Consider the following 14117-nt stretch of genomic DNA (forward strand, 5'->3'; position numbering starts at 1 on the left):
CCCGGATCAGCCGACTCACGAAACGGAACATGATGACGTCCTCCCCCGAAGACTCCGTGGACACCGAAGATCCCGTCGAGTCATTGGTACTGCACACCACTGACAATCACGTCGCGCACCTCACCCTCAACCGCCCCGACTTCCTCAACGCCATCACCCCCCACCTGCGCGAACTCCTCATCCAAGAACTTCAGGACGCCTCCGCGGACCCCGCCGTGCGCGTCGTGGTCCTCACGGGCGCCGGACGCGGATTCTGTGCCGGCGCCGACCTGCGCGGCGGGGCGGGGTCCGCTGAGCGGATCGCCGGTGACGTCGCACGGACCATCCGCCGGGGCGCCCAGCGGCTGATCTCCGCGGTCCTCGACTGCGAGAAGCCGGTGATCGCCGCGGTGAACGGCACCGCCGCCGGACTCGGCGCCCACCTCGCCCTCGCCTGCGACCTGGTCCTCGCGGCCGAGTCGGCGAAGTTCATCGAGGTGTTCGTGCGCCGCGGCCTGGTCCCGGACGGCGGCGGGGCGTATCTGCTGCCCCGGCTGGTCGGCCCGCAACGCGCGAAGGAACTGATGTTCTTCGGCGAAGCCCTGCCGGCCACGGAGGCGGAACGCCTGGGCTTGGTCAACCGTGTCGTACCGGGGCACGCCCTGGAGAAGACCGCCCGCGAGTGGGCCGCCCGCCTGGCCGCCGGCCCCACCCGCGCCCTGGCCCTCACCAAGCAACTGGTCAACGCCTCCCTGGACACCGACCGCGCCACCGCCTTCGCGGCCGAGGCCACGGCCCAGGAGATCAACATGACGACGACGGACGCCCGGGAGGGCGTGGCGAGTTTCGTGGAACGGCGGGAGCCCCGCTACCACGGCCGCTGAGGACCGTGCGGACCTTCGCTTCCGATGTCACTTCCGACTTCACTTCTGACGTACCGTCAGTTTCAATGGGTGGCGTGATGGGACACGCAGGGATGGCCGCCACCGCCGTCCGTTACCTCAGGTCCATCGGGGCGCGCACGGCCGCGGGGCCCGTCGAAGCGTTGCCGCGCCCGGAGTTGCGGGCCGTGCGGGAGGATGAGCGGGCGCCCGTCGACTCGGCCGAGTTCCGGAGCGTGCTGGGAAACTTCGCCACCGGTGTCACCGTTGTCACTGCGCCGGCGGCGGACGGTGAGGTGAGCCCCGCCGGCTTCGCCTGTCAGTCGTTCTCGTCGCTTTCCCTGAAACCGCCGTTGGTCGTGTTCATGGTCGGCCGGTCCTCGAGCACCTGGCCGCGGATCGCCCGCGCCGGGGTGTTCTGCGTGAACGTGCTCGCCGCCGACCAGGCCGCGCTGTGCCGAGGCTTCGCGGTGAGCGGCGGGGACAAGTTCGCCGGGGTCCGGCACGAGGCGGCACCCTTCTCCGGCGCCCCGCGCCTCATCGGCGCCACGGCGTGGATCGACTGCGCGATCCACGCCGTGCACACCGGCGGCGACCATCTCATCGTGGTGGGCCGGGTGGAGGCCCTGGGTACCGGCGACGGGGACGACAGGCCGCTGCTGTTCCACAAGGGGCGGTTCCTCTAGGGCCATGCCCCGGAGGAACCGCCGGCCGGGTCACGCCGGTGCCGGTGCTCCCGCCGGGCGGCGCCGGATCACCAGGGCCATCAGGGCCGCCGCCGCGCACAGCGCCCCGGCCGCGTACCAGACCACGTCGTACGAGCCGAAGGTGTCCCGTGCCACGCCGCCGAGGAAGGCGACCAGGGCCGCGCCGACCTGGTGGGAGGCCAGCACCCAGCCGAAGACGATGGCGCTGTCCTCGCCGTACTGCTCCCGGCACAGCGCCAGCGTGGGCGGGACCGTGGCGACCCAGTCCAGGCCGTAGAAGACGATGAAGAAGATCATCGGCGGATGGACGGACGGGGCCAGCAGCATGGGCAGGAACAGCAGCGAGGTGCCGCGCAGGGCGTAGTACACGGCGAGCAGGCGGCGCGGCTCGAAGCGGTCCGTGAACCAGCCGGAGGCGATCGTGCCCACCACGTCGAAGACACCGACGACCGCGAGCAGCGAGGCCGCCGCCGTGATCGGCATGCCGTGGTCGTGGGCCGCCGGGACGAAGTGGGTCTGGATCAGGCCGTTGGTGGAGGCGCCGCAGATCGCGAAGGTGCCGGCCAGCAGCCAGAACGGGCCCGTGCGCACCGCCGAGAACAGCACGGTGACGGCGCGGCGGGCGGCGCCCCGTGCGGGTTCCGGCTTCGGTACGAACTCCTCGGCGCCGTACGGCTTCTGACCCGCGTCCGCCGGGTGGTCGCGCAGCAGCAGCCAGACGAAGGGGACGACCGCGAGGGCGGCGAGGGCCACCGTCACCGCGGCCGGGCGCCAGCCGTGGCGCTCCACCATCCAGGACAGCAGGGGCAGGAAGATCAGCTGCCCAGAGGCCGAGCCCGCGGTGAGGATGCCGCTCACCAGGCCGCGCCGCGTGGTGAACCAGCGGTTGGTGACCGTCGCCGCGAAGGCCAGCGCCATCGAACCGGAGCCCAGGCCCACCAGCAGGCCCCAGCACAGCAGGAGCTGCCAAGGCGCCGTCATCCACACGGTCGCGCCCGAGCCGAGTGCGATCACCACGAGGGCCACGGCGACCACCCTGCGGATGCCGAAGCGGTCCATCAGGGCGGCGGCGAAGGGGGCGGTCAGGCCGTACAGCGCGAGGTTGATCGACACCGCCGCGCCGATCGTGCCGCGCGACCAGTGGAACTCCTGGTGCAGCGGGTCGATCAGCAGGCCCGGCAGCGAACGGAAGGCCGCGGCGCCGATGATCGTCACGAAGGTGACGGCGGCGACGAACCAGGCGCGGTGGATGCGGGTCGTCCGGGTCGGTTGTGGTTCCTCGACAGTGGGTGCGGTGGCGGTTGTCTGGGTCACGTCATAGATCTTCCGGCTTGGGCGCCTTCCGCATCGAGTGGCCCGAGGGACAGCATTCGTTAGGATCGGGCCATGACCCGTGAGTCCACGTTCCGGCCGCACCGCGTCGTCGTCCTCGCCCTCGACGGGCTGCTCCCCTTCGAACTGGGCATCCCGCACCGGATCTTCGGGCGTCCCAAGGACGCCGAGGGCCGGCACCTGTACGAGGTCGTCACCTGCTCGGTCCGGCCACCGGGCCCGGTCGAGACGGACGCCGACTTCTCCATCCACGTCGAGAACGGCCCGGAGGCCCTGGCCACCGCCGACACCGTGATCGTCCCGGCGTCCTACGAGATGGGTCCGGTCTTCGACGAGGGGGTGCTGACCGACGAGCTGGCCGCCGCGCTCGCCCGTATCCGGCCCGGCACCCGGCTCGCCTCCATCTGCACCGGCGTCTACGTCTTCGCAGCCGCCGGCCTTCTCGACGGGCGTCCCGCCACCACGCACTGGGCCGAGGCCGCGCACTTGCAGCGGCTCTTCCCCCGGATCAAGGTCGATCCGGACGTCCTGTTCATCGACGACGGCGACATCCTGACCTCCGCGGGCGTCGCGGCCGGGATCGACCTGTGCCTGCACATGGTGCGCCGCGACCACGGCAGCGCCGTCGCCAACGAGGTGGCCCGCCGCACGGTCGTCCCGCCGCACCGCGACGGCGGCCAGGCGCAGTACATCCACCGCCCGGTACCCGAGCCGCAGCTGGCGACCACCACCACCGCCCGCGCCTGGGCGCTCGGCCGCCTCCACGAACCGATCCAGCTGCGCGACATGGCGGAGCAGGAAGCCATGTCCGTACGCACCTTCACACGCCGTTTCCGCGAGGAGGTCGGCATGAGCCCGGGCCAGTGGCTCACCCAGCAGCGCGTCGAGCGGGCCCGCCATCTGCTGGAGTCCACCGACCTGTCGATGGACCAGGTGGCGCGGGACGCCGGTTTCGGCACCGCCCAGTCGATGCGCCAGCACCTCCAGGCGGCCCTCGGCGTCACGCCCACCACGTACCGGCGGACCTTCCGCACGGGAGCCGCCGACCCGGTCGTCACCTCCTAGGGCGTTCCGCAGCCGCGGCAGCCCGTTCCTGGCCATGAGGCCACCGTCGGGCGAAGGCCCGATCTCCCGGCCGGCCGTCGCTCGCGATGGTCAGCAGTAGGGGGGCTGGTTGGTCAGGGACGCTGCCACTCGCATCCACACGCCGAACAGCCGATAGAGGCCGGGGACAGTTCCCTGCGCCTGGACGGTCCGGGTATCTGCCAAGGTGACGCCTGGAATTCCCAGGAGCGTCGAGGCCACTGAAGCCGACTGCCACCGGACCGTGAGGGTGGCCGGGGCCGCCGCGACAACTGGGACCTTCGGCGGTGCGGAGAGACTGGCGGCGACCGCATTCTCGATTGCCGCACGTGCTTCTTCCGCCGGTCGTAGATCTGCCGTGAACCGGTCCCGCGCATACTTCACGGCCACGGTCGTCACCGAGGCGTCCCATTCCGTCATCTCTGTGCAGGCACAGTCGTCACCGGTGAGGACCGTCACCGGCACGCCGATGGCGGCCGCGGTGGCATGGGCCAGACCTATCTCACCCACAGCCCGGCCGTCCAGCCACATGTCTTCGATCTCGTGCCCCATGAAGCTGTGGCTCAGTACGCCGAGCGCACCGGCCCGTGAGTGGTAGCCGACGAAGACCGCGGCGTCGTGCTCGGGAGCGAGTCCTTCGAGCATGAGCATCTGCTTGGGCTTGCCCCGGATGAGGCGCGCCGCCGGGTGCAGCGACTCGGGCAGGAGGTTGCGCATCGGGCCGTGCGCGTCATTGACGGTGATTTCGGTGGCACCCGCTGCGACGGCGCCGCGGATGGCGGCGTTGACGTCCTCGGCCATCATCAGCCGTCCACGCTCGTAGTCTCGGCCGCCGGGCTGGACATCGTCGGCATCCACCAGCCCGGTGACGCCCTCCATGTCCACACTGATGTAGATCCGCACTGCGCAGTCTCCTCAAGCTTGATCATTTGAGGAGACGCCCGCCGCTCTTGCTCTGGTTCCTTCACCAGCTCACGATCAACCAGTTCCCGCCTGGACCAGGGCGCTCGTCAGCTCAACTGGACCAAGGAACTGATCGCGCAGGCCGCCCGCACGCAATTCGCCTTGGGTGACTTGGCGTTGGAGATCGAACCCAGGACGGCTGTGGACGGCATCAGCCCGGATTCGCCCCAGGCCGATGCTGTCGTCGCGGCCCTCACCGCCTACTGCACGCGGGCCCACGGCCGCCGCGATGATGCCGAGCTGCACCGGCGGTGGCTGCTGCACCGTCTGCAAGCCCCGAGCGATCCGCACAGGGACCGGTACTTCCGGCTGCTCGCACTGATCAACGACTGGCCGACACCGGAATGCCTCGCCCAGTGATCGACTGGTCCGTCACAGCTCTGCGGATTCGGGCAGCCCGATGACGCAAGCCGCACAGTCACACCTAGCGCTGAATGCCGCAGCGACCACATACTCTCGGCCGATGGACGAGATCGCTGCACGACTGAAGGCAGACGCCACACCGTCAACCCCCGCTCTCATACTGCGTTCCTGGAGCCCGTTGGACGCTGCCGACCTGGTCGAGCTGTATCGGGATGCCGCGCTGCGCCGATGGACGAGCTCAGCCGTGAACGACGAGGCGAGCGCGGCACGGTGGATTCAGGACCAGCAATGGGGGTGGGAGAGGGGAGACCGCTTTGCATTTGCCGTCATCGAATCCCAAACCGCAGGGACTGATGGTCGCTTGGCGGGCCACGTGGTCCTCAAGATCGTCGCACCGGGCACTTCGTCCGCCGAGGTCGGCTACTGGACCGCGGCGCATGCGCGCGGCCGGGGAGTGGCGCCCCGAGCACTGCAGGCGCTGACGGACTGGGCCTTCACCGCCTTCCCCGGTGAGGAACTGACACGCCTCGAACTCCTGCACCAAGTGGACAACGCAGCGTCATGCCGCGTCGCGCAGAAGAGCCGGTACGCCCTGACCAGGCTCCTACCGGCGGCACCACCCGCCTACCCCCTTGCCGGTCACCTCCACGTACGGACGCGCCACCTCTGACCCGGCCGGGTACCGACCCTCGCACTGCTGCTGAGGGCTCCGCCATGGGCAACCCGTCAAAGGGGCGAACTCAGGAATAGGCGCGGTTACGATCGCTGCGGAATCCAGCGGTATTTACGGTGCGGGACGGCCCGACGCCCGGGCGTCCGGTTGTACGATCCCGGTCTCGTATGCGAGGACGACCGCCTGGACCCGGTCGCGCAGCTGAAGCTTGGTCAGGAGTCGCGCCACGTGCGTCTTCACCGTCGCCTCGCTGAGCGTCAACGAGGCGGCGATCTCGGCGTTGCTCAGGCCACGCGCGACCAGGCCGAGCACCTCGTGCTCTCGCGGCGTGAGAGCGGACAGGTCCCGTCCTCTCGCCCGGGCGCCACTCGCAGCGGTCGGGACCGCCCCGGGGCGCGCCGCGTAGCGATGGACCAGGCGGCGGGTGATCGACGGCGCCAGCAGCGCGTCACCGGCGCGGACGAGCTGGACCGAGGCGACCAGTTGCTCGGGGGAGATGTCCTTGAGCAGGAACCCGCTGGCCCCGGCGGCCAGGGCCTCGTAGACGTACTCGTCCAGGTCGAACGTGGTCAGGATGATGATCCGCACTCCGTCGGGCCCGCCCGCGCCGTCCGCCAGGATGCGGCGAGTGGCCTCGATCCCGTCCACTTCGGGCATGCGGATGTCCATCAGCGCCACGTCCGGCCGATGCTCGGCGACGGCCGCGACCGCCTCCGCTCCGTCGGCCGCCTCCGCCACGACGTCGATTCCCGCCTCCCGCAGGATCAGCCGGAACCCGCCGCGGACCAGCGCCTGATCATCGGCGATGACGACCTTCATGTCGGCAGGACCGCCCGCACCCACCAGCCGCCTTCCGCGCGCGGCCCCGCCTCGAACTCTCCGCCGTACAGCGCCAGCCGCTCCCGCAGCCCGAGCAGCCCCCGGCCCCAGTTGCCACCGGTGCCCGGGCCGTTGTCGCTGACCGTGATCAGGAGTTCGTCTCCCCAGTGGATCGACACGGCGGTGGCCGCCTTCGCGGTATGTCGCAGAACGTTCGTCAAGGCTTCCTGAACCACCCGGTAGGCGGCGAGGTCCGCGCCCGGTGGCAGCGGCCGAGGGGGGCCGCTGACATCCAGCTTGACCGGAAGCCCCGCGGCGGACACCCGCTCGATCAGGGCAGGCAACTCGTGCAGACCCGGTTGCGGGTGCAGAGCGGCGCTCTCCCCGTCCCGCTGCGCCGGGCTGAGCAGCCCCAGCAGGTTCCGCAGCTCGGCCATGGCGACCCGGCCGCTGGCCTCCGCGGCCAGCAGCGCCTCCTCGGCCTCGCCCGGTGAGGTGTTCAGCATCTTGCGTGCCGCGCCGGTCTGGATCACCATCACGCTGACATTGTGCGTCACCACGTCGTGCAGCTCGGCCGAGATCCGGGCCCGCTCGGTCTCGATCGCCTGCAGTGTGGCGGTCTCCTGCTCGTCCGCGGCGCGCCGTAGCCGCGCGGCGGAATCGTTGAGCCTCCGCCGCAGTTCGCGAATACCGAGCCCGGCGATCACCGTGGGCGCGATGGTCAGCACCGCGGTGAGCCGGCCGGGGAACCTGGGCAGGGGGGAGTACGCGGTGGCGGCCAGCGTGACGACCACCACGCAGGCAATGGCCAGGTTCCGGTACTTGCTGTGGGCGATGGCGCTGTAGGCGGCGAACACCGCCGCACCGAGGGCCACTGGCGGCACCGTCGTCTGCTGTACGACCACGATGGCGGCGATGACCACCAGCCATGCGGAGATGGGGAACACCCGCCGCAGCGCGAGCGGCAGCGCGGTCAGCGCCACGAGGCCCAGAACCGGCCCATGGCTGGTGGTCTGTGCTGCTTCGAACACAGCGGCGGCGGCCGCCCCCACCGCGATCGCTCCATCCAGCGCGATCCCCCAGCCGGACGGGGCGGTGCGAGGCTCGGCCTGCCGAAAGAAGGCGAGCAGCGCCTTCATAAGAGCCGCCATGGGAATCATTGTCGCCGCCTCCCCACCGCCGGGCATCATCCAGCAGGGGTACTTGCTTACATCCAGGGGATGACAGCGGCCCATGGTCAGCCGATTACGGTAGGCGATTTGGCCATGGCGAGCGACGCGTGAAGCGGCCTCGGCGATCCATCGTGCTGGTCATGGAGACGCTCGTTCACCTGCAGAACGTATCGAAGCAGTACAACGGGGCCGCAACGCCTGCGGTGACAGGAGTGAACCTGGCAATCGCGCAGGGCGAAGCGGTCGCGATCATGGGCCCGTCCGGGAGCGGCAAGTCGACGCTGCTCAACTTGATTGCGGCGATGGACCGGCCGACCACCGGCACGGTGCAGGTCGGCCGGGACCGCGTGGACAAGATGAACGAGACCACCGCCGCCAAGTACCGGCGGCGCCAGGTCGGCATGATCTTCCAGTTCTTCAACCTGCTCGACGACATGACCGTCTTGGACAACATCCTGCTGCCCGCCCAGCTCGCCGGTGGCCGGTCGGACGCCGCGCGGCAGCGGGCCGACGAGCTGCTGGACAGGCTCCGGCTGAACCACCGCCGCGACGCCTACCCGGCGCGGCTGTCCGGCGGTGAGCGGCAGCGTGTGGCGATCGCCCGCGCCCTGATCAACCGGCCCGCGCTGCTGCTCGCCGACGAGCCGACCGGTGCGGTGGACACCAGGGCCGGAGAGGAGATCGGCGCACTGCTGCTGGATCTGAACTCGACGGGGCAGACGCTGATCCTGGTCACCCACAACCCGGAGCTGGCCGCCAGGTACGCGAGCCGGGTGATCTCTGTCGCCGACGGCCGGATCAGGTCGGACTCGGCCAACCCGGCAGGTTCCGCGGGTGCGCCCGGCATGGGGGCCCAGCGATGACCGCGGTCCTCCGAGCGGCCCTGAGCGGCCTGCGCGGACGCCGCCTGCAGGGCCTGATCATCGGCGTGGTCATGCTGTCGGCCACCGCAACCTCGACGGTCGCCCTGGGTCTGCTCGCAGGCGCCCATGGCGCGTTCGACCGTGCGTTCGCGAAACAGAACGGCGCCCACGTTGTCGTCACCGTGAACACCTCGGGCGCCGACGTCGGCCAACTGGCCGCGACGTCCCGGCTTTCCGGCGTGACGGCCGCGTCCGGCCCGTTCGGCGAGGTCGAGGTGACCGCGCGCGTCAAGGTTCCCGGAGTACCCGGCACGTCGACGACACCGCTCCGGATCGTCGGCCGGTCCACACCTGACGGCTCGGTGGACAACCTCACGCTGCTCGACGGCCACTGGCCGAACCGCGACGGGCAGATCGTGGTCGACCGAGGCAACGGGGTGTTCACCGGGTCGACTCTCACCATCGGCTCGCAGACGCTGACCGTGGTCGGTACCGCGAACTCGATCACCCACACCGCCGCCGGCTGGGTGACGCCGTCCCAGATCGCCTCGCTCCGGAGCGTGGTGGGAACCGGGGAGGCTCAGATGCTCTACCGGTTCACCCACGCCGAGTCGCAGTCCGCGATCGCCGCCGACATCGCCTCGGTGCGGTCGGCGCTGCCGAGCGGCGCGGTGCTCGGCAGTACGTCCTATCTGGACGTTCGGCAAGCGGAACAGGGCGGGATCCAGCCTTGGGTGCCGTTCATCATCGCGTTCGGCGTGATCGCGCTGGTGATCTCGGTGCTGATCGTGGTGAACGTGGTGGCCGGTGCGGTGATCGCCGGAACCACCCGGATCGGTGTGCTCAAGGCGATCGGTTTCAGCCCGGTGCAGGTCGTCGTCTCGTACACGCTGCTGGTGCTGATTCCCGCGCTGGTCGGCTGCGCCGTCGGTGTCGTGGTCGGGAACCTGCTGGCGATTCCCATGCTCGAGGTGAACGCGCACGTCTTCCAGGTGGGGACGCTGAGCGTTCCGCTGTGGGTCGACGTCCTGGTTCCGCTGGCGGCACTCGCACTGACCGCGGTCGGCGGGGTCCTTCCCGCGCTGCGGGCGGGCCGGATGAGCGCCATCCAGGCGATCGCCACCGGCCGTGCCCCCGGCCGGTCCACGGCTTCTTCGCGCACCGGGCCGCGGCGCGCTGCGGTCACTCCCCCGCTCGATCACGCTCGGCCTGGCCGCGCCGGCCGCCCGGCCTGCCCGGACGGTGACGACCTGGGTGGTCATCGTGTTCGGCGCCGCGGCTGTGACGTTCGGCATCGGGTTGGGGTCGACGCTGAACCGGGTCGGCGACGACTCGCCCTACTCGCGTATGGCCGTGCAGGTGTCGGGCGGCACAGGCGGCAAGGCCCCGTCCCTGAGCGACGCGCAGCAGCGCGCGGTCGAGTCGGTGCTGAAAGCACAGGACGGAACGCGGTACTACGTGACCGAGACCGACGCCCAGTTCAGCGTGCCCGGCGCGGTGCAGAAGGCAACCGCCACCGCCTACGGCGACACCCCGTCCCTGAGCGGGATTCCGCTGATCTCCGGCCGCTGGTACTCCGCCTCCCCAGGAGCCGCGGAGGTGGACGTGAACACCCTGTTCCTCACCGACACCGGCACCTCGGTCGGGTCGACGTACACACTGATCTCCGGCCGACACCGGCTGACGGTCCACATCGTGGGCGAGGTGTTCAGGACGGGCAGTCAGCCCGCCATGTACCTGAGCCGGGCCACGCTCTCCCGTATCGACCCGGGTGCGCAGCCGCAGTACTTCGACGTGGCCCTCCAGCCCGGCACCAGCGCGCAGGCGTACACCAACAACGTGTCCGCGGCACTCGGCCACTCTTACCGGGCCACCTCCTCCCAGGCTTCGACCACGCAGTTCCTCGCCGTACTCACCTTGATCACGATGCTCACGGTCCTGATCACCGTGGTCGCCGGCCTCGGCGTGCTGAACACCGTGGCGCTGCAGATCCGCGAGCGAGCCCACGACATCGGCGTGTACAAGGCGATCGGCATGACGCCGCGCCAGACCCTCCTCATGGCGGTGTGCTCGGTCGCCGGCGTCGGCCTGGTCGCCGGAATCGTCGGAGTCCCCGCCGGAGTCTTCCTGCACCATGCCGTGGTGCCGCTGATGGCGCACGCCGCGAACTCCGGATACCCGCAGTCCCTGCTGTCCGTGTACTCCACGCGCGAGCTGATCCTGCTGGGACTCGCCGGGCCGGTCATCGCAACCGTCGGCGCCCTCGGCCCGGCCGGCTGGGCGGCGCAGGCCGGAACGGCAAACGCCCTGCGCGCCGAATAGAGGGCCGGGGGCGGGCGCGTGCCGGCCCCAGGGCGCCCGTCCCCACCCTTGAACCGAACACATGAGCCGGATGAAGAGGGTGGAGTGGCTCAGACATGGCCATCAGCACCCGGCGGGCGCCGGTGTACGGCCGACGCCCGTGGCCGACCAGCACGTTGTCGATCAGCAGCAGGTCGCCAGCGCGCCGGTCCGCATCGAGGGCGGAGGCGAGGCCCCGGCCCACGCTGGGTCGCGTACTCGCCCGGTCGGACCCCAGAGGGCGCGGACGGTGCTCGGAAGGGTTGTGAGCAGTCCAGGGCCTGGATCTGCGACTTCTCGTCCACGCAGAACACCAACGCGCCCTCGGGCGGGCCCAGATACAGACCGACGACGTCGTGGACCTTGTCGACGATGTACGGGTCCGTCGACAGCTTGAAGGTCTCCGAGCGGTGCGGCTGCAGGCCGAACGCCCGCCAGATCCGCGACGCGCCGCACCCACCCCTCCAGCGCAGCCCGTTCCTCATCCGACAGGATCAACTCGGCCTTGGAATCGCCCAGTACGCGCCCACCCCGCAACCTGCACATCTGAACAGAATTCCTGACTCGGAAGACCAGGGCCGCGGCACTGGGCTCATCGGGCGGCGGACCGGGTCAGAACGTCAGTACCGCCCTCGCCACCCGCCCCGCGTGCGCGTCCGCCGCCGCCTTCTCGTAGTCCTCCACCGGGTAGGTCGCCGTCACCAACTCGTCCAGCAGCAGGCGGCCTTCGCGGTACATCCGGGCGTAGAGCGCGATGTCCCGCTGGGGACGGGAGGAGCCGTAGCGGCAGCCCAGGACGGCCTTGTCCAGGTACATCGACGAGACCAGGAACGACGCCTCGGCCGTCGCCGGCGGGACGCCGAGGAGCACCGCCTGGCCGTGGCGGTCCAGGGCGTCGATGGCCGCGCGGATCAGCTCCACCCGGCCCACGCACTCGAACGCGTGGTCGGCGCCGGTGGGGAGGACGTCCTTCACGTCGTCCGTCGAGGTCAGGAAGTCGGTCGCACCGAACCGGCGGGCCACCGCCTCCTTCGCCGGGTTGGCGTCCACCGCCACGATCCGCGAGGCGCCTGCGATCCGCGCGCCCTGGAGGACGTTGAGACCGATTCCGCCCGTTCCGATGACGAGGACCGTGTCGCCCTGGTCCACCCGGGCGCGGTTCAGTACGGCGCCCACGCCGGTCAGGACCCCGCAGCCGATCAGGGCCGCCGACGGCAGCGGGATGTCCCTGGGGATGCGGACCGCCTGGACGGCCTTGACGACCGTCCGTTCTGCGAAGGCGGAGGTGGAGGCGAACTGGTACACCGGCCCGCCGCGCCGCGTGAACGGGCGGCCGGGGCGGCCGATCGCCTGCCGGCACATCGTCGGGCGACCGCGGTCGCAGTCCGCGCACGTCCCGCAGTTGGCCAGGGTGGAGAGCGCCACGTGGTCGCCGGGTGCGACATGGGTGACGCCCGCGCCGACCGCTTCCACCACACCGGCGCCCTCATGGCCGAGCACCACGGGAACGGGGAAGGGGATGGTCCCGTCGACCACGGAGAGGTCGCTGTGGCACAGCCCCGCCGCGCAGATCGCCACGTGGAGCTCGCCGGGCCCCGGGTCCCGGACCTCCAGGTCGTCCACGATCCGGCTCTGGGTGCCGTCGTAGAGCACGCCTCGCATCGCAACCCCCTCAGCCCTTGGTTCCCCTGGGTTCCTTCGGCAGGCCGAGCACGCGCTCGGCGATGATCGTGCGCTGGATCTCGTCGGAGCCGCCGTAAATGGTGTCGGCCCGGCTGAACAGGAACAGGTGCTGGAGCGGGTCCAGCGCGTACGGTTCCGTGGGCGACCAGTCGGCGGGGCCTGCCGCGCCTGCCGCGCCCCTGACCTGCATCGCGAGTTCGCCCAGGCGCTGGTGCCAGTGCGCCCACAGCAGTTTGGCCACGCTGGGCGCGGCCGGGTCCGTCGTGTCGCCGAGGGTGCGCAGGGCGTTCCAGCGCATCGTCCGCAGTTCGGCCCACTGGGTGACGAGGCGGTCGCGCAGGACGGGGTCGTCCGCCGCGCCGGTGGCCAGGGCCGTGCGGACGACCTCGGCGAGTTCGTTCGCGAAGCCGATCTGCTGGGCGAGGGTGGAGACGCCGCGTTCGAAGCCGAGCAGGCTCATCGCCACGCGCCAGCCGTTGCCCTCGCCGCCGACGACGTGTTCGGCGCGGGCCGCCGCCCCGTCGAAGAACACCTCGTTGAACTCGCTGGTCCCGGTGAGCTGGCGGATGGGGCGGACCTCGATACGGCCGGGCTGGTCCATCGGGACGAGGAGGAAGGTCAGGCCGTGGTGGCGGTGGGAGGTGGGGTCTGTACGGGCGAGGACGAAGCACCAGTCCGCCTCGTGGGCGAGGGAGGTCCAGGTCTTCTGGCCGGTGACGCGGTACGAGGTGGGGGTGTCGCGCACGGCGGCGGTGCGCAGGCCCGCCAGGTCGGAGCCGGCGCCGGGTTCGCTGTAGCCCTGGCACCAGAGTTCCTCGCCCCGGGCTATGGGCGGCAGGAAGCGGGACTTCTGGGCCTGGGTGCCGTGGGTGAGGAGGGTGGGGGCGAGGAGGTTCTCCCCTATGTGGCCGGAGCGGGGTGGTGCCTGGGAGCGGGCGTACTCCTCCGCCCAGACGACCTGTTGGGTGAGAGGGGCGCGGCGGTTGCCGTAGCCGTCCTCGGGCCAGGACAGGCCGATCCAGCCGGCTCGGCCGAGGGTGCGTTCCCAGGATCGGCGGGTGTGGGGGGTGCCGAGGTGGGCTTCCAGCCAGGTGCGGACCTGCGCACGGAACACCTCGTCTTGCGGGTCTGGCTCGAAGTTCATGGTTTCCGCCTTGTGTCGTCCGCCGGCGCTGCGTGGTGGCGGCCGGAGGGTTTCTCGCCCCCGCCGCCCCTACCCGTCCCGTCCCTGGGGGCTGCGCCCCCAGACCCCCGCTTCG

The 14117-nt window shown here is 70.9% G+C and carries 13 protein-coding genes and 2 pseudogenes; 8 read left to right on the forward strand and 7 right to left on the reverse strand.

Features of this window, described 5'->3' with window-relative positions; all coding sequences use genetic code 11:
• Window positions 1–32 precede the first annotated feature (32 nt).
• Both N8I84_RS18345 and N8I84_RS18350 read left to right on the forward strand, forming a co-directional pair.
• The gene (locus N8I84_RS18345; RefSeq protein WP_263234801.1) at window positions 33–863 is read left to right on the forward strand and encodes an enoyl-CoA hydratase/isomerase family protein; all 831 of its coding nucleotides are present in this window, start codon (window positions 33–35) and stop codon (window positions 861–863) included.
• 77 nt (window positions 864–940) lie between these two features.
• Window positions 941–1546: a flavin reductase family protein gene (locus tag N8I84_RS18350; RefSeq protein WP_263234802.1), complete on the forward strand. Its 606-nt coding sequence runs from the start codon at window positions 941–943 to the stop codon at window positions 1544–1546.
• A 30-nt stretch (window positions 1547–1576) separates the two neighbouring features.
• Here the strand turns inward: N8I84_RS18350 and N8I84_RS18355 are convergent, their stop codons facing one another.
• Entirely contained in the window at window positions 1577–2881 is a 1305-nt protein-coding gene (locus tag N8I84_RS18355; RefSeq protein WP_263230553.1) for an MFS transporter, read from the reverse strand.
• A gap of 72 nt (window positions 2882–2953) precedes the next feature.
• Here N8I84_RS18355 and N8I84_RS18360 point away from each other — a divergent pair, with 72 nt between their 5' ends.
• Complete coding sequence (locus N8I84_RS18360) at window positions 2954–3964, forward strand: GlxA family transcriptional regulator (protein WP_263230554.1); 1011 nt, start codon at window positions 2954–2956, stop codon at window positions 3962–3964.
• A gap of 90 nt (window positions 3965–4054) precedes the next feature.
• Here the strand turns inward: N8I84_RS18360 and N8I84_RS18365 are convergent, their stop codons facing one another.
• Entirely contained in the window at window positions 4055–4885 is an 831-nt protein-coding gene (locus N8I84_RS18365; RefSeq protein ID WP_263230555.1) for a M55 family metallopeptidase, read from the reverse strand.
• 162 nt (window positions 4886–5047) lie between these two features.
• Between N8I84_RS18365 and N8I84_RS18370 the strand changes: the two genes are divergently transcribed.
• Together N8I84_RS18370 and N8I84_RS18375 are read left to right on the forward strand one after the other, a co-directional pair.
• Window positions 5048–5305, forward strand: coding sequence for a hypothetical protein (locus N8I84_RS18370; RefSeq protein ID WP_263230556.1), 258 nt, complete (start codon window positions 5048–5050; stop codon window positions 5303–5305).
• Window positions 5306–5408: 103 nt separating this feature from the next.
• Window positions 5409–5978 carry a GNAT family N-acetyltransferase gene (locus tag N8I84_RS18375; RefSeq protein ID WP_263230557.1) on the forward strand — a complete coding sequence of 190 codons (570 nt, stop codon included), beginning with the start codon at window positions 5409–5411 and terminating at the stop codon, window positions 5976–5978.
• Window positions 5979–6092: 114 nt separating this feature from the next.
• Here the strand turns inward: N8I84_RS18375 and N8I84_RS18380 are convergent, their stop codons facing one another.
• Together N8I84_RS18380 and N8I84_RS18385 are read right to left on the reverse strand one after the other, a co-directional pair.
• Window positions 6093–6800: a response regulator gene (locus tag N8I84_RS18380; RefSeq protein ID WP_263230558.1), complete on the reverse strand. Its 708-nt coding sequence runs from the start codon at window positions 6798–6800 to the stop codon at window positions 6093–6095.
• Window positions 6797–7951: a sensor histidine kinase gene (locus tag N8I84_RS18385; RefSeq protein ID WP_263230559.1), complete on the reverse strand. Its 1155-nt coding sequence runs from the start codon at window positions 7949–7951 to the stop codon at window positions 6797–6799. The genes N8I84_RS18380 and N8I84_RS18385 overlap by 4 nt, the downstream gene beginning before the upstream one ends.
• A gap of 161 nt (window positions 7952–8112) precedes the next feature.
• Here N8I84_RS18385 and N8I84_RS18390 point away from each other — a divergent pair, with 161 nt between their 5' ends.
• The 3 genes and pseudogenes from N8I84_RS18390 (at window position 8113) to N8I84_RS18400 (ending at window position 11157) form a co-directional block, all read left to right on the forward strand.
• Window positions 8113–8835, forward strand: a complete 723-nt coding sequence (locus N8I84_RS18390) for an ABC transporter ATP-binding protein (protein WP_263230560.1) — start codon at window positions 8113–8115, stop codon at window positions 8833–8835.
• A gap of 584 nt (window positions 8836–9419) precedes the next feature.
• Window positions 9420–9878: pseudogene (locus N8I84_RS43150) on the forward strand (FtsX-like permease family protein); the annotation flags it as partial.
• A 211-nt stretch (window positions 9879–10089) separates the two neighbouring features.
• Window positions 10090–11157, forward strand: a complete 1068-nt coding sequence (locus N8I84_RS18400) for an ABC transporter permease (RefSeq protein ID WP_263230562.1) — start codon at window positions 10090–10092, stop codon at window positions 11155–11157.
• A gap of 278 nt (window positions 11158–11435) precedes the next feature.
• Here the strand turns inward: N8I84_RS18400 and N8I84_RS18410 are convergent.
• The 3 genes and pseudogenes from N8I84_RS18410 to N8I84_RS18420 form a co-directional block, all read right to left on the reverse strand.
• Window positions 11436–11618: pseudogene (locus N8I84_RS18410) on the reverse strand (IS630 family transposase); the annotation flags it as partial.
• 169 nt (window positions 11619–11787) lie between these two features.
• Window positions 11788–12837 (reverse strand): Zn-dependent alcohol dehydrogenase, encoded by a 1050-nt coding sequence (locus N8I84_RS18415; RefSeq protein WP_263230563.1) that lies wholly within the window; start codon window positions 12835–12837, stop codon window positions 11788–11790.
• A 10-nt stretch (window positions 12838–12847) separates the two neighbouring features.
• The gene (locus N8I84_RS18420) at window positions 12848–14002 is read right to left on the reverse strand and encodes an acyl-CoA dehydrogenase family protein (RefSeq protein ID WP_263230564.1); all 1155 of its coding nucleotides are present in this window, start codon (window positions 14000–14002) and stop codon (window positions 12848–12850) included.
• Window positions 14003–14117 lie beyond the last annotated feature (115 nt).

It is taken from the genome of Streptomyces cynarae (assembly GCF_025642135.1).
GTDB classification, from domain to species: Bacteria; Actinomycetota; Actinomycetes; order Streptomycetales; family Streptomycetaceae; genus Streptomyces; species Streptomyces cynarae.